Source organism: Acidiferrobacter sp. (assembly GCF_054609335.1).
In genome coordinates this window covers 37,869-56,775 of the sequence record NZ_JBTRWP010000002.1, presented here as the reverse complement: position 1 = coordinate 56,775, position 18,907 = coordinate 37,869, and the positions used below count along the sequence as shown (strand labels likewise).

At 65.3% G+C, this 18,907-nt stretch carries 18 protein-coding genes; 9 read left to right on the top strand and 9 right to left on the bottom strand.

What is annotated here, in order from left to right; genetic code table 11:
- Window positions 1-120 precede the first annotated feature (120 nt).
- Window positions 121-999: a 4-hydroxy-tetrahydrodipicolinate synthase gene (gene dapA / locus ACYCTF_RS00880; protein WP_461282945.1), complete on the top strand. Its 879-nt coding sequence runs from the start codon at window positions 121-123 to the stop codon at window positions 997-999.
- A 157-nt stretch (window positions 1,000-1,156) separates the two neighbouring features.
- Here dapA and ACYCTF_RS00875 read toward each other — a convergent pair whose 3' ends face one another.
- Window positions 1,157-1,297 carry a hypothetical protein gene (locus ACYCTF_RS00875; RefSeq protein ID WP_461282946.1) on the bottom strand — a complete coding sequence of 47 codons (141 nt, stop codon included), beginning with the start codon at window positions 1,295-1,297 and terminating at the stop codon, window positions 1,157-1,159.
- 223 nt (window positions 1,298-1,520) lie between these two features.
- Between ACYCTF_RS00875 and purL the strand changes: the two genes are divergently transcribed.
- A complete protein-coding gene (purL, locus tag ACYCTF_RS00870; RefSeq protein ID WP_461282992.1) occupies window positions 1,521-5,405 on the top strand; it encodes a phosphoribosylformylglycinamidine synthase in 3,885 nt (1,294 codons plus the stop codon).
- Here purL and ACYCTF_RS00865 read toward each other — a convergent pair.
- Window positions 5,402-6,421, bottom strand: coding sequence for a lipoate--protein ligase family protein (locus ACYCTF_RS00865; RefSeq protein WP_461282947.1), 1,020 nt, complete (start codon window positions 6,419-6,421; stop codon window positions 5,402-5,404). The genes purL and ACYCTF_RS00865 overlap by 4 nt on opposite strands.
- A gap of 59 nt (window positions 6,422-6,480) precedes the next feature.
- On the opposite strand from ACYCTF_RS00865, the gene ACYCTF_RS00860 reads away from it, so the two are divergent.
- From ACYCTF_RS00860 to ACYCTF_RS00850, 3 genes are read left to right on the top strand one after another with little or no spacing between them, the layout of a single operon-like run.
- The gene (locus ACYCTF_RS00860) at window positions 6,481-7,173 is read left to right on the top strand and encodes a Crp/Fnr family transcriptional regulator (protein WP_461282948.1); all 693 of its coding nucleotides are present in this window, start codon (window positions 6,481-6,483) and stop codon (window positions 7,171-7,173) included.
- 60 nt (window positions 7,174-7,233) lie between these two features.
- Window positions 7,234-7,683, top strand: a complete 450-nt coding sequence (locus ACYCTF_RS00855) for a biotin/lipoyl attachment domain-containing protein (protein WP_461282949.1) — start codon at window positions 7,234-7,236, stop codon at window positions 7,681-7,683.
- A 24-nt stretch (window positions 7,684-7,707) separates the two neighbouring features.
- Window positions 7,708-8,235 (top strand): hemerythrin domain-containing protein, encoded by a 528-nt coding sequence (locus tag ACYCTF_RS00850; protein ID WP_461284414.1) that lies wholly within the window; start codon window positions 7,708-7,710, stop codon window positions 8,233-8,235.
- Here the strand turns inward: ACYCTF_RS00850 and ACYCTF_RS00845 are convergent.
- Window positions 8,216-8,647, bottom strand: coding sequence for a hemerythrin domain-containing protein (locus tag ACYCTF_RS00845; protein WP_461282951.1), 432 nt, complete (start codon window positions 8,645-8,647; stop codon window positions 8,216-8,218). The genes ACYCTF_RS00850 and ACYCTF_RS00845 overlap by 20 nt on opposite strands.
- 139 nt (window positions 8,648-8,786) lie before the next feature.
- Here ACYCTF_RS00845 and ACYCTF_RS00840 point away from each other — a divergent pair, with 139 nt between their 5' ends.
- Genes ACYCTF_RS00840 through ACYCTF_RS00830 form a run of 3 tightly spaced genes read left to right on the top strand, consistent with a single transcriptional unit; the run spans window position 8,787 to window position 9,860 of the window.
- A complete protein-coding gene (locus ACYCTF_RS00840; protein WP_461282952.1) occupies window positions 8,787-9,035 on the top strand; it encodes a thioredoxin family protein in 249 nt (82 codons plus the stop codon).
- Complete coding sequence (locus ACYCTF_RS00835; RefSeq protein ID WP_461282953.1) at window positions 9,032-9,406, top strand: DUF488 domain-containing protein; 375 nt, start codon at window positions 9,032-9,034, stop codon at window positions 9,404-9,406. The genes ACYCTF_RS00840 and ACYCTF_RS00835 overlap by 4 nt, the downstream gene beginning before the upstream one ends.
- Window positions 9,399-9,860, top strand: coding sequence for a hypothetical protein (locus ACYCTF_RS00830; protein ID WP_461282954.1), 462 nt, complete (start codon window positions 9,399-9,401; stop codon window positions 9,858-9,860). Before ACYCTF_RS00835 ends, ACYCTF_RS00830 begins: the two co-directional genes overlap by 8 nt.
- Here the strand turns inward: ACYCTF_RS00830 and ACYCTF_RS00825 are convergent.
- Both ACYCTF_RS00825 and ettA read right to left on the bottom strand, forming a co-directional pair.
- Window positions 9,840-11,636, bottom strand: coding sequence for an ABCB family ABC transporter ATP-binding protein/permease (locus ACYCTF_RS00825; RefSeq protein ID WP_461282955.1), 1,797 nt, complete (start codon window positions 11,634-11,636; stop codon window positions 9,840-9,842). The genes ACYCTF_RS00830 and ACYCTF_RS00825 overlap by 21 nt on opposite strands.
- A 61-nt stretch (window positions 11,637-11,697) precedes the next feature.
- Window positions 11,698-13,371, bottom strand: a complete 1,674-nt coding sequence (ettA, locus tag ACYCTF_RS00820) for an energy-dependent translational throttle protein EttA (protein ID WP_461282956.1) — start codon at window positions 13,369-13,371, stop codon at window positions 11,698-11,700.
- 234 nt (window positions 13,372-13,605) lie between these two features.
- Between ettA and ACYCTF_RS00815 the strand changes: the two genes are divergently transcribed.
- Entirely contained in the window at window positions 13,606-14,388 is a 783-nt protein-coding gene (locus ACYCTF_RS00815; protein WP_461284413.1) for a dienelactone hydrolase family protein, read from the top strand.
- A 24-nt stretch (window positions 14,389-14,412) separates the two neighbouring features.
- Here ACYCTF_RS00815 and argF read toward each other — a convergent pair whose 3' ends face one another.
- From argF to ACYCTF_RS00795, 4 genes are all read right to left on the bottom strand, one after another.
- Window positions 14,413-15,312, bottom strand: coding sequence for an ornithine carbamoyltransferase (gene argF / locus ACYCTF_RS00810; RefSeq protein WP_461282958.1), 900 nt, complete (start codon window positions 15,310-15,312; stop codon window positions 14,413-14,415).
- Window positions 15,309-16,490 (bottom strand): acetylornithine/succinylornithine family transaminase, encoded by a 1,182-nt coding sequence (locus tag ACYCTF_RS00805; protein WP_461282959.1) that lies wholly within the window; start codon window positions 16,488-16,490, stop codon window positions 15,309-15,311. The genes argF and ACYCTF_RS00805 overlap by 4 nt, the downstream gene beginning before the upstream one ends.
- A gap of 142 nt (window positions 16,491-16,632) precedes the next feature.
- Window positions 16,633-18,099 (bottom strand): M17 family metallopeptidase, encoded by a 1,467-nt coding sequence (locus ACYCTF_RS00800; protein ID WP_461282960.1) that lies wholly within the window; start codon window positions 18,097-18,099, stop codon window positions 16,633-16,635.
- On the bottom strand, window positions 18,096-18,907 hold an 812-nt coding region (locus ACYCTF_RS00795), incomplete at its 5' end, for an RRXRR domain-containing protein (RefSeq protein ID WP_461284412.1). The genes ACYCTF_RS00800 and ACYCTF_RS00795, both read right to left, overlap by 4 nt.

Below are 18,907 nucleotides of genomic sequence, written 5' to 3'. Positions count from 1 at the left end.
CGACTTGCCGGATCGCCATGCGTTTCTTTGCCTGTCCCGATCGGGGCGCTGCCATGCAGCCCTTCCCTTGCTTGCCAGCGGTATGGCAAGTAGTATCGCGCTTTTACTGTGGGCCGGCTTATGATTCGCGGTAGTCTTGTCGCCATCGTGACGCCCATGCGTGACGATGGCGCTGTCGATTTTGCAGCCCTAGACAGGCTTCTCGACTTCCATCTCCATGCCGGAACTCACGGCATCGTAGCGGTCGGAACGACCGGCGAGGCGTCGACTTTGGATGTCGACGAGCATGTGGCGGTCATCGCGCACGTGGTGCGGGCGCTGGCGGGGCGGCTGCCTGTCATCGCCGGGACCGGCGCCAACGCCACCTCGGAGGCCATCGCCTTGAGTCGCGCGGCGGCCGAGGCGGGGGCTTCGGCCTGTCTGGTCGTGACCCCTTATTACAACAAACCGACACAAGAAGGGCTCTTCCAGCATTTCTCGGCGATCGCGCATGCCGTCGATGTCCCCGTGATTCTGTATAACGTTCCGAGCCGCACGGCGTGCGATATGTTGCCGGAGACCGTGGCGCGGCTTGCGAGAGTGCCGGGTATCGTGGGCATCAAGGAGGCGACCGGGAACCTGGACCGGGCGCGCGCCATACGCGCCTCGTGCGGTCCGGATTTCGCCCTTTATGGCGGCGATGACGCGACGGGTGTCGCGCTCGGGCTCCTCGGGGCCCAGGGCGTGATCTCAGTGACGGCGAATGTCGCGCCGCGGGCGATGAGCGAGGCGTGGGAGGCGATCTTCGTGGGTGATCGCGAGGGTGCGCGACGGGCGGACGCGACGCTTACGGCCTTGCATCAGGCCTTATTCGTGGAGTCGAATCCGATTCCCGTGAAGTGGGCGCTGCACGCGATGGGCCTCATCGGGCCCCGTCTGCGGCTTCCATTGACACCGTTATCCGGCGACAGGCAGTCGGCGGTTCGAGACGCATTACAGCAGGCGGGGATCAAGCTATGAGGTATGGATGGTTGGCGGTGGTGATTGTGGCAGGCGTGGGTCTTTCGGGGTGTGCATCGACGGGGGGCGGATGTCGGGCGCCGGCTTATGTAGTGCCGCCCCCGTTGCCGCCCCTGCAGATCCCATCCGGCATGTCGACGCCGCCCGATCACAGTCGCTACGCGGTGAATGGACAGGTGCTCCCGTCCACGACGACGCGACAGGCGCCCGGGACCGGCCGCGAGGCCGAGCCGCCGGCGGGCCCCGTGGCCCCCGCGGCGACGCAGTCGCCCCCGGCCACCTCCCAGTCATCTGCCACGGCCAAGTCATCCCAGAAGGCTCCGCCCGGAATGAGCGGGCCGCCGTTAAGCAATACGCACGCCAATTCCAAAGGGGAGAGTGCAGGTAGCGTGCCGCTGGCGTCGCCCGCCACGTCAACGCAGTAGGCGCGTGGCGCGAGGTGGTGGATCGGGGGTCTTGCGCCCCCCCTTGAGGGGCCCGAGTCTGGGCAAGAGGTCGCGGAGCCGACGTCGATGACGCATATGACCTTGAGTTTTGACGGCCCGGCGGCCGTTGCGGCGTTTCGCGCGGAACGTATGCTTCGACGCCTGACGCAGGTGGCGCCGATTACGGCGGTGGCGGCCCGCTATCGGCATTTCACGCACCTCGATGGCCCGCTGTCCGACGCTGAAGAGAAGGTGTTGGCGGCGTTATTGGATTACGGCGCACCGCCGCTACCGATTGCGCCTGAGTCACGCACCTTCCTCGTGGTCCCGCGGCTTGGGACCATTTCCGAATGGTCGAGCAAGGCAACCGACATCGCCCGCCGATGCGGCCTGCAGTCGGTGGTGCGGCTTGAGCGCGGGATCGTCTGGCATCTGGCCTCCGAGCGGGTTCTGAGCGCCGAGGAATGCGACCGCGTAGCCGCGCTCATCCACGACCGCATGACCGAAACGGTGCTCGCCGATCCGGCCGACAGCGCCGCCCTGTGGTTGGATGCGACCCCGGCGCCGGGGTCCGTAATCGACGTTTTGGGCGAGGGAATCGACGCCCTGATCCATGCTGATCGGATCTTGGGTCTCGCGCTTTCGGACGAGGAGCGCCGCTATCTACTGGAGGCCTTTACTGGCCTCGGCCGCAATCCGACCGATGCTGAGCTCATGATGTTCGCGCAGGCGAATTCCGAGCATTGCCGCCATAAGATATTCAATGCCGATTTTTCGATCGACGGGAGACCTTGCGAGCGGTCGCTGTTCGCGATGATACGCGAGACCGCCAAGGCGAGTCCGGGGGGTCTTCTGAGCGCCTACGCCGATAACGCGGCAGTCGTTGAGGGGGCGCCACTCGGGTCGCGCCTGTTCGTCGACGGAGAGACTCGGCGCTACATCACCCACCAAGAGCCCGTACCCATACTGCTCAAGGTCGAGACTCACAACCATCCGACTGCGATCTCGCCTCATCCAGGGGCGGCCACCGGGGCCGGGGGCGAGATCCGCGACGAGGGCGCGACGGGCTTGGGGGGGCACCCCAAGGCAGGCCTCGCGGGCTTCTCGGTCTCTGATCTGCGTCTGCCGGACGCCCTGCGTCCTTGGGAGGTCGATCGCGGGGCACCGGAGCGGCTCGCAAGCGCGCTCGATATCATGCTCGAGGCCCCCGTCGGGGCGGCGGCCTTCAATAATGAGTTCGGTCGCCCGGTCATCCTCGGCTATTTCCGATCTTTCGAGCTCGAGAGTGCGGGCGCAGTCTATGGTTACCGCAAGCCCATCATGCTGGCGGGCGGGGCCGGTATCGTGCGGCCTTCGCAGGTGACCAAGCGCGACCTGCCCGTCGGGACCCCCCTTGTGGTCTTGGGCGGTCCCGCGCTTTTGATCGGGCTCGGAGGCGGGGCCGCCTCCAGCGGCGCCAGTGGCGGCGGTCAGCAAGAGTTGGATTTCGCTTCTGTGCAGCGCGGCAATGCCGAGATGCAGCGGCGCGCTCAGGAGGTCATCGAGGCGTGCATAGCCTTGGGCGCAGACACCCCCATCCTCTCCATCCACGATGTCGGGGCAGGGGGCCTCTCGAACGCGCTACCCGAGATCGTCCACGGCGCGCATCGCGGTGCTGACATCGAGATGCGCGCCATCTGGAACGGCCAGCCGCAGATGTCGCCCATGCAGATCTGGTGCAACGAGGCGCAGGAGCGCTATGTCCTGGCGGTGCGCGAGGACGCGCTTGCGCTTTTCATGGTGCTTTGCGAGCGCGAACGCTGCCCCGCGGCTCTTGTCGGTCGTGTGACCGAAGAGCAGCGGCTGCGGGTGCATGATGCGCATTTCGCTGATCGCGGCGCGCCCTATCCCGTCGATCTCCCGCTCAGCCTCTTTCTTGGGGACCCGCCGCGCATGAAGCGCGATGTGCGATCCGTGCGCCGTCCATCGCGCGCCGTGGCGACTCGATCGCTCGATATCTACGAGGCCGTCGCCCGTGTCCTCACCCTGCCTGGGGTCGCGAGCAAGGAGTTCCTTGTGACGATCGGCGATCGCAGCATATCGGGGCTTGTGTGCCGTGACCAGACAGTGGGTCCCTGGCAGGTGCCGGTGGCAGATGTGGGCGTGACTGCAACCGGTTATGGGGATACGACGGGCGAGGCGCTGGCCCTGGGCGAGCGCGCACCGGTCGCGGTGATCGACGCCCCGGCCTCGGCGCGCATGGCGATCGGCGAGGCGCTGACCAATCTGGCGGCCGCGCGCATCCGGCGCCTCCCGGATGTGAAGCTGTCCGCCAACTGGATGGCGAGCGCCGGCAGTGAAGGTGAGGACGCCGCCCTTTATTATGCCGTCGAGGCCGTGGGTCTGGAGCTGTGTCCGGCCCTCGGTATCGCCATTCCAGTCGGCAAGGACTCCCTGTCCATGCGCGCGCAGTGGCGGGCGCATGGTGATCGGCAGGAGGTGCGCGCGCCCGTGTCTTTGGTCGTAACGGCGGCGGCCCCGGTCATCGATGTGCGCAAGACCTTGACGCCGCAGTGCGTGGTCGCGGGCGACACGGAACTGCTTCTCGTCGATTTCGGGCACGGTAAGGATCGTTTGGGCGGATCGGCGCTCGCGCAAGTCTATGGGCTCGAGGGCGGCCGCCCGCCCGACGTGGATGACCCGCGGCTCCTCAAGCTGTTTTTCGGGGTCGTCCAGGCCCTGAATGAGCTTGGGCTGCTTCTAAGCTACCACGACCGTTCGGACGGCGGCCTGTTCGTCACTTTGTGCGAGATGGCGTTCGCCGGCAAGTGCGGCCTCGACATCGATATCACGGGCCTCGGCCTCGACCCCGTGGCGGCCTTGTTCAACGAAGAATTGGGCGCGGTATTGCAAGTGCCGGCCGCCTCCCGCGAAGGGATTTTCGGGGCCCTGAAGAAGAAGGGTCTGCTGCGTTACACGAGGCGCATAGGGACTGTGCGCCCGGGACGCGACATTATCGTGCGCCATTGCGGCCGCGTGTTCCTGGAAGGCGACCGCATGGCTTATGAGCGCCTCTGGGCCGAGACCTCGTTCCGCATGCAGGCCTTGCGTGACGAGCCGCAGAGCGCGGCTGAGTCCTATGCGCTATTGGCCGACCCGGCCGATCCGGGCCTGCATGCCCATGTGCCCTTCGATGTGGATGTGCCGCTCGCCCCGCATCTGGCCTCGACGAGGCCTCGCGTGGCCATCCTCCGCGAGCAGGGAGTCAATGGCCAGCGCGAGATGGCGGCGGGCTTCATGGCGGCAGGCTTCGAGGCGGTGGACGTCACCATGAGCGATTTGCTCGCAGGCCGCGAGGATCTCGCATCCTTCGCGGGATTTGCGGCCTGTGGCGGTTTTTCGTTCGGGGACGTGCTGGGAGCGGGCGGCGGTTGGGCCAAATCGATCCTCTTTCATGAGGGGCTGCGCGGGCAATTCGCGGCCTTCTTCGAGCGCCCCGACACCTTTGCCCTTGGGGTCTGCAACGGTTGCCAGATGATGGCGCATCTGCGGCCGCTTATACCGGGTGCCGAGGCCTGGCCATCGTTCGTGCGCAACCGCTCCGAACAATTTGAGTCGCGCACCGTGTTGGTGGAGCTTCCGGATAATCCTTCCGTATTGCTTGCGGGCATGGCCGGCGCCCGCCTCCCGGTGCCGGTCGCCCATGGCGAGGGCCGCGTGGTATTGACGTCCGAGGGCCGTGGCGTGCTGGAGCACGAACGGCTCGTGGCGGCGCGTTATGTGGATCACTACGGGCGTCCGACCGAGGTCTATCCGCGCAATCCCAACGGGTCGACCGGCGGCATCACCGGACTCACGACCCCGGACGGCCGCTTCACCATCCTCATGCCGCACCCGGAACGGGCGGTTCACACGGTCGCCAATTCCTGGCACCCACCAGCTTGGGGCGAGTACGGCCCGTGGTTCGAGATATTCCGTAATGCCCGGCGCTTCGTGGCTTAGCTTGGCGCACCTAAGAGCGCCGCGATGAAGGCGTCGCGCTCGACGCCGAGGGCGGAGAGGTTGGGGAGGGCGGCTAGGAGTGCTGCGTGCTCGAGTGGCCGGCCGACGAGGGATGATAGGTTGATGGGCGCGTCTCCCGAGGCCGCGCGCAGGGCCACGGTTCTTATGCGGTCATCCTGGATCGTGAGCGATACGACGATGCGGCCGGTAGCGGTCACGATTGCGCGTTGGCAGAGATAGAGCCCTTCGCGCACCTTGAAGAGCGGCCGGGGCTGGGTGTCGTCGGAGTTCACGACCTGCGGGTCACTCAACTCGCGGGCCACCTCGTGCGCCTTGGTAAGAAGGCAGGTGGGCACGGCACGCGGCGTGAGACCTCCGAGGAGTGGCGCGAAGGCCTCGGTCAGGGCACGTTTGACGGCCACAGGCTCTGGGTGCGTCCCGGTGCGGGCGTAGATGGATGTGAGTCCCTCATCCAGGCCGGCCTTAAGGGGGGCGCGCAAATCCTCATCCGGCAGCTTGACCACGCGATGCATGAGGTCGGTATCGAAATCGAGCAGGATGCTGCCGACGAAGCAGAAGCGCCCGTTGATGTCGCCCGCGCCTTGCCCGCCGATCTTGCACCCCTCAGCTGTGACAATATCATTGATAGGGCGCAGCCGGGCATCGATGCCGAAACGGCGATAGACTGCGATCGGGGCTTCGGAGAGGTGCCGATAGGCCTCGTCGACCCGGCTTGGCACGGTGGCGTGGGGTCGTCTTAGGACCAGCGTATAGAAGACCTGGCCCGGGCCCAGCAGCACCATGCCGCCGCCGGTCTCGCGCCGCATGACCGGGATGTCGTGGGTGCGGCAATAGTCCTGGTCCAGGCAGCTTGCTGCATCGTCGAACGCGCCTAAGCTCACGAAGGACCGCGCCGGCTCTATCAGGATCAGTCCCTCACCGCCTAGGCGCGCCAGGGCATGGAAATAGGCGATGGGGAGTATGCCGCTATTGTCGGCGGGTTCGAAAAGCTCCATCGGACGGTCACCTGAGCGCGGGGCGCGAAGGGCGCCTATAGTAACAGGAGGAGGTGGCCATGCATGAGGATTTGAAGGCGGTCCACAAGGCGCCACTCTTTGCGGGACTGTTCCCGGACGAGATCGAGCAGCTGCTCGGCCATGCCAAACGACGCACCCTCAAGGCCCACGAGAACTTGTTCGCTGAAGGCGATCAGGCCAGCGCCTTCTATTTCATCGTGACGGGCTCCGTGCGCCTCTATCGGCTCTCGCCCCAGGGCAACGAGAAGGTGATCGAGATCCTGATGGCCGGACAGACATTTGGGGAGGCTGTCGTGTTCCTGGGCGGCCACTATCCGGTCTATGCCGCCGCCCTGTCCGATGCCGTGCTCGTGGAGATCCCGACCGGCGACTTCGTGAGGATATTGAAGGCCAACGGCGGCATGGCGCTGCGCATGTTGGCGAGCATCAGCATGCGTCTGCACCAGCTCATCAACGATGTGCAGGCCCTGACGCTGGAGACCGCCGGACAGCGTGTGGCGGGCTACCTGCTTGACCAATCCCCGGCCGACGCCAATTCGGGGGACGTTCATATCCAGGTCCACAAGAACGTTGTGGCCTCGCGCCTTGGGGTCAAGGCCGAAACCTTCTCGCGCGTGCTTGCGGCCTTGCGCGATCTGGGGCTCATTTCGGTCGCTGGCAACGACATTCATATCACCGATCGCGCGCGGCTCGCGCAATGGCGGGACGAAGCGGGATCGGGGCGGCCTTGATGGCAGTCAAGGTGGGCGTTGTGGCCCGATCCTTACACTGAAACCCAAGGAGCACAAGGCATGACAGAGTACCGCGGATGCGAGCTGCCGGACGATCTTTTCTATGACCTCGACTATGTGTGGGCGCGTCCCGACGAGAACGGCCTTGTGGTTCTCGGTATCACGGATGCCGCGCAGACCATGGCCGGGCGCGTGCAGAAGATCCGCATCAAGAAGGTCGGCACGCACCTGAACAAGGGCCGCCACGTGGCGACCCTCGAGAGCGGCAAGTGGGCAGGCGGCGTGCCCTGCCCGTTCGAAGGGACGGTGGAGGAGGTGAACGCCGCGGTCCTCGAGACCCCGCACCTAGTCAACATCGGTCCGTATACGGATGCCTGGCTTGCCAAGGTGCGGCCTGTCGAACCCGCGACCGCGTTCGCCGATCTCGTGACCGGACCCAAGGCCATGGAGGCCTTGCGGGTCTGGCTGGATCGCTACGATGTCCAGTGCATGCGCTGCGCCGAGCCTTGATGACGCGAAGACGGAGGTGATGCCATGCATATCGGCGAGAAGGGCGCGCAGGCTGCGCCTGGCTTCGACGACCCCTTGGGGCTCCTAGCGGCCTGTCACGAGCGCATCGAGGGGCATTGCGCGACGCTTGTGCGCTTGAAGGCCCATGTGCGGGCTCACGGCGGCGACCGCGATGCGCAGCTGGCGGCCGAGCGGGTGTGGGCTTATTTCGCGCAGGCGGGGCGTTGGCACCATGAGGATGAAGAGCACGATCTCGCGCCCCTGCTTGAACGTGAGGGCGATGGCGCGCTTGCTGCGGCCATGGCGCGTCTGATGGCCGAGCATCGGGATCTGGAGCGCACCTATGCGCCCCTTGAGCGCATCCTGCGGGCGCTCCCCGCCACACCGACCGATCTTCCCATCGAACCTTATGTGAGCCGCATGCGCGCCCACATGGAGGCCGAGAATACCGTGATCCTGCCGCGCGCCCGCGCCCTGCTCGGTGCGCCCGAGATCGCGGCTTTGGGCCGCGCCATGGCGGTGCGCCGCGGCGTTACGCCCCCAGCGCCTTGATAGCTGGGCCCGCATCCTTTAAGAGCGGGGCGACCGCCGGGTAAAACTCCTGCTCCTCCTTCTCGTCGTGGTGCTGGAGGATCTGGCCCACCGTGCCTATGAGCGCCACGGCCTCCTCGCCCTCGGCCTGCTCCAAGGCCTCGGCGATCTCCTCGAAGAATCCGCGTAGGTCACGATGTCCCTTGCGAAGGATGGCGGTCATGGCGTTGTCGGGGCCGTGCTGGGCTTCGTAGGCTGGAAAGAGCCAGGTCTCCTCCGCCCCCATATGGCGCTCAAGGGCCTCACGAAAGGCTTGCAGCGCCTGGCTTGCGCGTGCGAAGTCGCCGTCTTCGGCGGCTGATCGCGCCTCTGCGAAGGTGTTGTCGAGCGCGCGATGGTGGTGTGTGAAGCTCTCGATGAGTTGGCTGTCCATGAAGTCTCCTGGGCGCTTGTCGCGCCGGCCGCTATCATTACCATACAGCCGCGGCCCCGTCATCCTTGATGGCCATCAAGGAGCCGTGCCAGGTGCGACTCGTAGAGTGGCTCCAAACGATGGTTTGTGGAGGTGTGCGATGGAAGTGCGACTATTGGTCTCGAAGTGGTGTCCCGTGTGCCCGCAGGCCGAGCAGGTGTGGAGTGAGGTGGCGCGCCGCCAGCCGATCGACTATCAGGTTCTTGATATCGCCGAGCCCGTCGGGCGGGCGCTGGTCGCGAACCTGCGTGTGCGTACCGTGCCGGCGCTGGTGGTCGACGGCAAGCTTGCCGCCGTGGGGCTGCAATCGCTCGGCGATGCCCTGAAGATCGTTCAGCAGGCGGCGTGAATCGCGGGTGTGCGCCGCGCATCATCGCGCGTCGTATCTATGAGCCGGTGGGGCCCGACGAGCCTCCACGTTGGCTGGTCGATCGGGTGTGGCCGCGGGGCCTCAGCAAGGCGGCCGCGGGCTTGGCCGGATGGGCTCGGGACGCCGCACCCACGACCCCGCTACGCCAATGGTTTGGGCATAAGCCTGCGCGTTTCCTGGAATTTCGTCGACGTTACTTGGCTGAACTGCGCGCTCATCCGGAGGTCGCTGATGCGCTGGTGGTCGCGGCGTGCGAGAGCGGGGTCGTGCTGGCGTACGCGGCGCGTGACGAGACCCACAATAACGCGGTCGTGCTGCGTGAATACCTGATGGAGCGCGTGGATGGGTGAAGCCATATTCCTGGCGCTGATCGCGCTCCATGTGTTGGCCGCTACCACGTGGGTGGGCGGTGTGTTGTTTTTCGTGTTTGCGGTCGTGCCGGCGGCGCGCGCGGCGCCTGGGGCCGGTATCCCCGAGGCCCTTGGCCGCGCGTTTCGTCCCGTGGCTTATGTGGCGCTCGGCACTTTGATCGTGACTGGCCCTTTGCTGCTCTGGGTTATCGGCGTAGGCCCCGAGATGTTCCTGCAGGCCAGGTTTTGGTCGGATCCCTTTGGTATCACCTTGGGTGCAAAGCTTGTGATGGTCGGGCTGGTGCTCGCGCTTACGGCTTGGCATGACACGGTGCTCGGCCCCCGCGGCCTGCGCACAGGCCAGTTCGGCGCCACGCGCATCGTCGGGCGCACCATAGGTCTGTTGTCGGTCGCGATCCTATTGGCTGGACTTTTATTGGCCCAAGGCCTTTAGCGTCGGTACTGGATCCGCGTGTGGCGGCCGGTGCGTCTCTTGCTGCAGGGCCCAGAGTTCCGCGTAGAGGCCGCCTTGTGCAATGAGTTCGCGATGGCGCCCGCGTTCCACGATGCGTCCCTCGCGCATGACAAGGATCTGGTCCGCGTGCTGTATGGTCGCGAGCCTATGGGCCACGACGATCGTCGTCCGGCGCTGGGCGAGCAGCGCGAGGCCCTCCTGCACCACCCGTTCGGAGGCGGCATCCAGGGCCGATGTGGCTTCGTCAAAGAGCAGAATCCGGGGGCGCTTCAGTAGGGTCCGGGCGATCGCCACGCGCTGTTTCTCGCCGCCCGAGAGCTTCAAGCCGCGTTCACCTACCCGGGTTTCGTAACCGTCCGGCAGGGCGGCGATGAAGCGGCCCAGATGGGCCAGTTCCGCGGCCTCTCGCACCTCATCGAGGCTTGCGCCCGGACGACCGTAGGCGATGTTGGCATACAGGCTGTCGTTGAAGAGGACCGGGTCTTGCGGGACGATGCCGATCACCTGCCGCAGACTCTTTTGTGTCACGGCGCGAATGTCTTGGCCATCGATCAGGATGCGGCCGTCCTCGGGATCATAGAGGCGTGCCAAGAGCCGCATGACGGTCGATTTCCCCGAACCGCTCGGCCCCACCACTGCGGTGGTCGATTGGGGCGCGACCGTGAAGTCGACATGATCGAGGAGCGGCTGGCCGCCGTAGGAGAAGGCCACGTGATCGAATCGCACCTCGCCACGCGTAATCGCGAGATCGGGCGCCCCCGGAGCATCGGCGATATCGATCGGCGCGTCCAGCAAAGCGAACATTCTTTCCATGTCCGCGAGTGAATGCTTGATCTCGCGATAAACGAAGCCCAGGAAGTGCAGGGGCATGAAGAGCTGGATCAGGAATGCGTTGACCAGTACGAGGTCGCCTATGGTCATGGTGTGGTTCGCGACACCTTGGGCCGCGAGCAGCATGAGGCCTGTGGTGCCGACCGCGATGATGGCCGCTTGTCCTGCGTTCAGAAAGGCGAGCGATGACTGATTTTTGACGGCGGCATCTTCCCATTGGGCGAGATGGGCATCATAGCGTCCGGATTCGTAGTCCTCATTGGCGAAAAACTTCACCGTTTCGTAGTTCAGGAGGCTGTCCACCGCGTGGTTGTTGGCGCGCGAATCCATGTCGTTCATCGATCGTCTGAAGACCGTGCGCCATTCCGTGATGAACAAGGTGAAGCCGACATAGAGTGCGAGCGTGCAAAACGTGATGACCGCGAACCAGAAGCGGAATTTGGCGATCAGGATGCCGGCTACGAGCGCGATCTCGACGATCGTGGGGATGATATTGAAGAGCAGTACGTTCAAGAGCAGCGCGATGCCGCGACTGCCGCGTTCTATGTCGCGCGCCACCGCACCTGTTTGTCGATCCAGATGGAATCGCAGGGACAGGGTATGGAGGTGACGGAAGACCGTCGTGGCCGCGCGCCGAACAGCACGCTGCTTGACGCGCGCGAACACGAGGTCGCGTAGTTCGCCGAAGAGCGAGTTGGCGAATCGCAAGCCGCCGTAGGCGGCGAGCAGTGCCACGGGTACGATGAGTATAGAGCGCTCGGAGTCGAGGTCGTTGACGATGTCTTTCAGAACCAGGGGAACCGCCACCCCGGCCGCCTTCGCCACGATGAGCGAGGCGAGCGCGAATCCCACGCGCAGCCGGTATTCCCATAGGTAGGGGGCAAGCCTTTTGATCGTCGACCAGAGGAGGCCGCGCGTGGCCACCGTGTCCTGGCCTCGCCCTGCAAGGGCATCGCCGGACCGACCCCCGGAGCTACGCACGACGTCAGGCCAGCCGCTTGTACTTTATGCGGGTGGGCCGATCAGCCTCCACGCCCAGGCGTCGTTTGCGGTCGACCTCGTAGTCTGCGTAGTTGCCCTCGAACCATACGACCTGGCTTTCGCCTTCGAATGCCAGGATGTGGGTCGCCACGCGGTCGAGGAACCACCGGTCATGGGATATGACGATGGCGCAACCACCGAATTCGAGCAGGGCTTCTTCCAGTGCCCGCAAGGTATCCACGTCCAAGTCATTGGTCGGTTCGTCGAGTAGCAGGAGATTGCCGCCACTTTTCAGCAGTTTGGCGAGGTGGACGCGATTGCGTTCACCCCCCGACAGGTCTTTCACGAACTTTTGCTGGTCGGCGCCGCGGAAATTAAAGCGCCCGACATAGGCGCGCGAGGAGACCTCGCGTTTGCCGAGCAGGATCATGTCTGAGCCGCCGGAGATCTCGGCCCACACGGTCTTATTGCCATCCAGGGCGTCGCGAGTCTGGCTCACGTACGCGGGCACGACGCTGGGACCGACGCGCAGCGCGCCACCGTCAGGTTTCTCTTCGCCCACGATCATGCGAAAAAGCGTAGTCTTGCCCGCGCCGTTCGGGCCTATGACCCCCACTATGCCCCCGGGCGGCAACTTGAAGTTCACGTGCTCCATGAGTAGGCGGTCGCCGAAACTCTTCGCAAGATCCAAGGCCTCCACGACCAAGTCCCCGAGCCGCGGTCCTGCCGGGATGAAGAGGTCCTGGGTTTCGTTGCGTTGTTCCGTATCCTGCGCGATGAGGGCCTCGTAGGCTGCCAGTCGGGCGCGGCTCTTGGCATGTCGCCCCTTGGGCGCCGTGCGCACCCATTCGAGCTCGCGCTTGATGGTCCGTGCCCGCGCGGATTCCTGTTTTTCCTCGATGGCGAGGCGCTTTTCCTTTTGATCGAGCCAGGAGGAGTAATTGCCCTCCCAGGGGATCCCTTGACCGCGGTCGAGTTCGAGAATCCAGCCGGCCACGTTATCCAGGAAATACCGGTCATGGGTCACCGCCACGACCGTTCCCTTGTAGTCCTTCAGGAAACGCTCAAGCCAGGCGACCGATTCCGCGTCCAAATGGTTGGTGGGCTCATCGAGCAGGAGCATATCCGGCTCCGACAGGAGCAGCCGGCAGAGCGCCACGCGGCGCCGCTCGCCTCCCGAAAGCACCGTGACGTCGGCATCGAAGGGGGGCAGGCGCAGCGCTTCGGCGGCGATCTCCAGTTTCCGCTCTAGGTCCCAGGCGCCGACTGCGTCTATCTCGCTCTGGACCGCTGCCTGCTCCTCGATCAAGGCGTTCATCTCGTCGTCGGAGAGCGGTTCGCCAAACCTCAAGCTTATGGTATTGAAGCGCTCGAGCAGGGCCTTCGTGGCCGCCACCCCCTCCTCGATGTTTCCGCGGACATCCTTGGTCGGATCCAGCGCCGGCTCCTGCGCGAGGTAACCTATGCGGACGCCGGAGGCCGGCTGGGCCTCGCCGTCGAAATCCTGGTCGACGCCGGCCATAATCCGTAAGAGGGTCGATTTGCCCGCGCCGTTCAATCCGAGTACGCCGATCTTGGCGCCGGGAAAGAATGACAGCGAGATATTCTTGAGAATTTCGCGCGACGGCGGGACAACCTTCGTCACCCGTTGCATGGTAAAAATATAAGGGATAGGCATGCGGCGAAGTATACACCGGGGCTTGGGAAGTTGCTCCCGGCGCTCCCCGTCCGCATGGCACCCCCGCGCCCCCGTTCATCGTCCTCGGCTCTTGTCCGGGGGCGCGAATGGGGTAGGCTTCGCGAACCCACAAGCTGGCGCCGGTTTCGACGCTTGAGGTCGATGGGGTAAGCCCTCATAATGCCCGGCGGCATGATGCGTGCCGCGGGACCGGGCGTAACGCGAGGAGTGAGGATGTTGCGTGGAATAGCGGCGGGCTTGGGTGCGGTCTTGGTCAGCGCCTCGGTGCTTGCCCACAAGCTTCCCGACTTATCGTGTCGGGCGTTTTCCGGAAAGTTCGTGCAACTGGCGACACAGAGCGGTCGTCGGTTCGACGTGTATCGCACGGGCCCACCATCGGCGCGCATCGGGCTTCTGCTGTTGCCCGGCAAGGCGGGCCTCGACCAGCATACGCTGGCATGGGCCGACCGCGTGGGCGCGCAGGGTTACCGGGTGCTGACCATGGGGCTCGGGTCCAAACATAAAGACGGTAGTGCACCCACCGGCACGCATGGGCGTTCGGTCGCCCGCGAGCGCGCCGCACTCCATTACCTGAGTGCACCGGGCCGCAAGATCGTGACCTTCGGTTGGGGGCGGGCGGGGGCCCTCCAGTCCATTCAGGCGAGCGCGGCCGATCCCGCCGATGTTTCGGGGACGGTCCTCTGCAACGGTGGCGTGTCGGCCAAATCCGCCCTTTTGCGCAAATTGAAGTCGGAAGTCCTGCTCGTTGCCTTCCAGAAGACCACGCCCCCGGCGAAACTGCAGGCCTTCGAGGCCCGCATGCGCTTATACGGCAAGCCCTTGATCGTGCATTACTACCATATCGATCCGGAGGCCGCGAACCCGACCGGCCGCCGTTTCGACAGCGCGATCGCACAAGAGGTGTGGGGGCAGGCGCGGCTCTTCTTCCGGCAGATTGCCTTCCTCTGCCGACGCTGCGCGCCTTATCCGCGGCTCTTGTTTGGTTACCGCCGATAGGTCTCCGGATTTCCTGGGGCAGGCTCAGCCGAGCAGGAATTCCAGGAGCGCCTTCTGGGCGTGGAGGCGGTTTTCGGCCTCGTCCCAGACCACGCTGCGCGGTCCATCTATGACATCGGCGGCCACTTCGACCCCGCGGTAGGCGGGCAGGCAATGCATGAAGAGCGCATCGGGGGCGGCGATCTCCATGAGGCGCGTGTCGACGCAGAACCCCTGGAAGGCGCGCGTGCGCACCTCCTTCTCTGATTCCTGTCCCATGCTCGCCCAGGTATCCGTCACGATGAGGTCTGCACCGGTGGCCGCTTCCTCCGGGCTCGCGACCGGTCGCGCCGCGTCCCCGGCGGCACTGAGGATATCCGCGTCCGGGCCGTAGCCTGGCGGGGTGGCGATGCGTAGGGTGAAGCCGAACTGCCGCGCGGCATTGATCCAGGATTGGCAGACATTGTTGCCATCGCCGATCCAGGCCACCGTGCGCCCGGCGATGTCGCCTCGGTGCTCGAAGTAGGTCTGCATGTCGGCCAAAAGTTGGCAGGGATGGAACCGGTCGGTCAGGGCATTGATGACCGGGACTTGCGAATGAGCGGCAAAGGCCGTGAGCTTGGCGTGTTCGTGGGTGCGGATGACGATGGCGTCGACCATGCGCGAGATCACGCGCGCGGTATCCTCGAGCGGCTCGCCCCGTCCCAGTTGGAGCTCGGCGGGGGCAAGGAACATGCTGTTGCCCCCGAGTTGCGTGATACCGGCCTCGAACGAGACCCGCGTGCGGGTCGAGGATTTCTCGAAGATGAGTGCGAGACTCGAGCCGCGCAGATATTCGTGAGGTTCGCGCCGACGCAGGATGGCCTTGAGCGTGACGGCGCGCTCGACCAGCATGCGCAGTTCCTTGGGCGTGCAGTCCATGAGACTCAGGAAGTGCCTGGTCATGACGCCAGGAACTCCTGGATCGCGGCCACCGTTCCCTGCGCAAGGAGGCCGGCCTCCTCGTCGCTCAGTATGAGCGGCGGCAGCAGGCGGACCGTCCGTTCGGCGGTGACATTGATCAGCAGGCCGCGGTCCAAGGCGAGCTTCATGACGGGCTGCGCGGGGCGATCGAGCTCTATGCCCAGAAGGAGGCCCTGGCCGCGGATCGCCTTGACGCCCGCGGTGTCGTGCAGCCGCTCTTGCAGGTCGGCGAGCAGTCGTGCCCCCAGGGTTTGGGCCCGTTCCCAGGCACGCATGGCTTCAAGTGTCTCGATGACAGCGAGCCCCACGGCCGTTACCAGAGGGCCACCGCCGAATGTCGAGCCGTGCTGTCCGGGATGGAACAGCTCGGCGGCCGCGCCATGCGCAAGGCACGCCCCGATCGGCAGGCCGTTACCGAGAGCCTTGGCGACCGTCATGACGTCCGGGCGCGCCTCCTCTTGTTGCCAGGCGAACCACGAGCCGCTCCGGCACATGCCGGTCTGGATTTCATCGAGGATGAGGAGCCAGCCCGCTTCGTCGCAGATCTTGCGCAGGCCCTTCAGGTAGCCTGGGTCCGGGATATGGATACCGCCCTCTCCGAGGATGGGCTCGACGAGCACCGCGACTACGGTCTGGTCCCGCTCGCGCACCTGGCGCACGGCGCCGAGATCGTTGAATGGCACGCGCCGAAAGCCTGGCACCAGGGGCTCGAAGCCCGCTTGCACCTTGCGGCTTCCGGAGGCGCTCAGGGTGCCCAGGGTGCGTCCATGGAAGCTCCCTTCCATGACGATCACAGCTGGCGCCTCGACCCCTTTGCGGTGTCCATGCAGCCGCGCGAGCTTCAAGGCCGCTTCATTGGCCTCGGCCCCGGAGTTCGCGAAGAACGCCCGATCCATGGATGCCACCTCGCAGAGTTTCCGGCCGAGGGCCTCCTGTTCGCGATTGTGATACCAGTTCGAGACGTGGATTAGGCGCCGGGATTGGGCGCAGACCGCCTCGACGACCGCCGGATGGGCGTGACCTAGGCCGTTTACCGCAACGCCGGCGAGGCCGTCCAGGTACTTACGACCTTCCTCGTCCCAGAGCCAGGCCCCTTCGCCGTGTGTGAAAGCGACAGGAAGCCGCCCGTAGGTCGTCATGAGATAGCGTTCGGTTGGCATCGCGCCCCCCAAAATATAAAGCGCCCCAAGGTGGGGGCGCTTAACGATTTAAGGATCGCGGCCGCCTGTGACACCAGGCAGTCCGATCAAAGGGCGAATAGTACCGCCCCGGCTCTCTAAAATCCAGTCTGGATGGCGCGGCCTACCACTTGAAGGCCGGATCGGCGAGCAAGGCCAGGGTGAAATCGACGCCAAATCCCGTGACATCCGAGGGAATCGCACCGAGCCCCCCTTTGTGGCGCCCCGCCGAGAGATCCAGATGGATCCAGGTCGGGTCGTGGGCTATGAAGCGCTTCAGGAACAGCGCCGCCAGGATGTGATCCGCTTCGCCTTCGAGCGTGCACTGCTTGATGTCAGCGATGTCGCTTTTCAGGTCGGCGTTGTAGTCCTCTTCGAGCGGGAAGGGCCATACCCGCTCGCCACTTGCGCGGCCTGCCTCAATGAGTCGTGGGATGAGCGCGGTACGGTTCGTGAAGACGCCTGTCATGCGCGTCCCGAGGGCATAGACGCACGCGCCTGTGAGGGTCGCGTAGTCGATGATGAGGCCGGGTCGCTCGCGGGAGGCGAACACCAGGGTGTCGGCCAGCACCATGCGTCCCTCCGCATCCGTGTGCACGACCTCTATGGTCGTGCCGTCGGCGGCGCGCACGACCTCGTTGGGTCGATAGCTTGCAGGACCGATGGCGTTCTCGGCGATGGCCAGGTAGCAGTCCACCTGGAAGGGCACCTGCAAGCGCGCAAGCGCCGATAGCGTCCCCAGGGCCACGGCGCTGCCGGCCATGTCCTCGTGCATCCCGTACATGTGGCGCGCGGGTTTCAGGTTGACGCCGCCCGTATCAAAACAAATCCCCTTGCCGACCAGGGCTATGGGGGGTTTCGAGGCCCTGCGTGGGGTGTAGCGCACATGCGCGATGCCCGAGCCCACCGCGCGTGTGCGCGTCACTGCCAGAAAAGCGCCGGCACCGAGTGCGGCAAGACGCTTTTCGTCCAGAAAGCGCAGGCGCCACCCGTTCTCAGCGGCGAGTTTTTTGACCCGCTTCACATACTGCGCGGGCCCAAGCTCGTTTTCCGGAAGCACCGACAGGGCGCGCGCGAGATGGTTGCCGTAGGCGCGGGCCCGCAAGGCCGCGTCTTCATTATGATCCACGCCGTAGACGTCGATGGCGACCGGGCTGGTATCGCGCCGCTCGGCCTGCCACGACGGCAGGGGCGCTTGTGCATAGACGGCGCGCACGAGGGCATGCACCGCCCCCGTGTGTGCGGCGCCCTCGAGCCCCAGGGCGAGCAGGGCGGCCTTCGTGACCCCTGGCCGGAACTTCGTAAGACTGCGGGCGAGTTCGAGGCGCGCAAATGGGCTCAGGGTCTCGTCCGCGAACCCTACAGCAAGCTGCGTGCCGGCCTCATTCGGTGCTTCGGTGAAGAAGGTCGCGCCCGGCTTCACCGTAACGGCCTGCGTCTTCAGGCGCTTTTGCAGGATATCGCCGAAGGGGGCGTGAGCGAGATCCGCGAGCCCGTGCACGATGAGGGCAATGTGCTGATAGCTGGCAAGGCCGGTCGTGAGGCGGGCGGTTTTCTTGTAGCGTACTCGCGGGGCCTTGAATGTCGTCATCCAGTGGCGCGGGAAACCCCGGCGCTCAGGCCGGGGAGGGAGAGCGCGGCGGCGCAAGCCGCCCCTGTTCCCGCATCTCCTTTGTCAAAGGCTCTCTTCGTGAGGGAATATCCATAGCCGTCCGCCCTCTGGATCAAGGTGCAGAATCGGTGATGGATGCCTTGTACCAGTCCTGGTGCGGTCTGGATGTTGAAACGCCCACTGGCGCGGATGGCGACGCGGCCCAGATAGGTGCCGACTTTTTGGCCCGTCGTCACCACAGCTCGGACCAGATCCCCGGTCTGGAACCCGAAGGCGCTTTTGCTACGAGTGAGATACCTGCGGGGGAAGCCGTGTTTGGTGAGACGCGTGCGCTGGTAGCTGCCACGACCCATAGCCTTGATGGCGAGGACGGGCTGTTGCCAGTGCTGAATGGCATCGACGTGGCCTACACAGGCGGCATCGAGGCTATGGTCCTTGGGGACGTGCAAGCGATGGCGATTCCATTTCGTTCGGCCGCCGCTCGCGACCTCCATATCCAGCCCTGTCGCCTTGAGCCGTTGGAACAGTGCCCAGCGGGTGCTGTTCACGGCGGCGGCGTCTTTCCATGGGACTTTGGCCTGGGTCTGGATTCGTTGCAACACCTCCGGCTGCTTTGCCAGGAAGGCGGCAACGTCTTGACTCCCCTTCCGCTGGTTGCAGTCGTACCCGGCCAATGTGCCTTGCTGGTACTCGATAGCGGATACTTCCGGGTTTTGCATCTGCTGGGTATCGAACCGGACCAGCGCCTGCGACAGGGATGTCACCGGCGCCAATCGGCGGAGCCGTG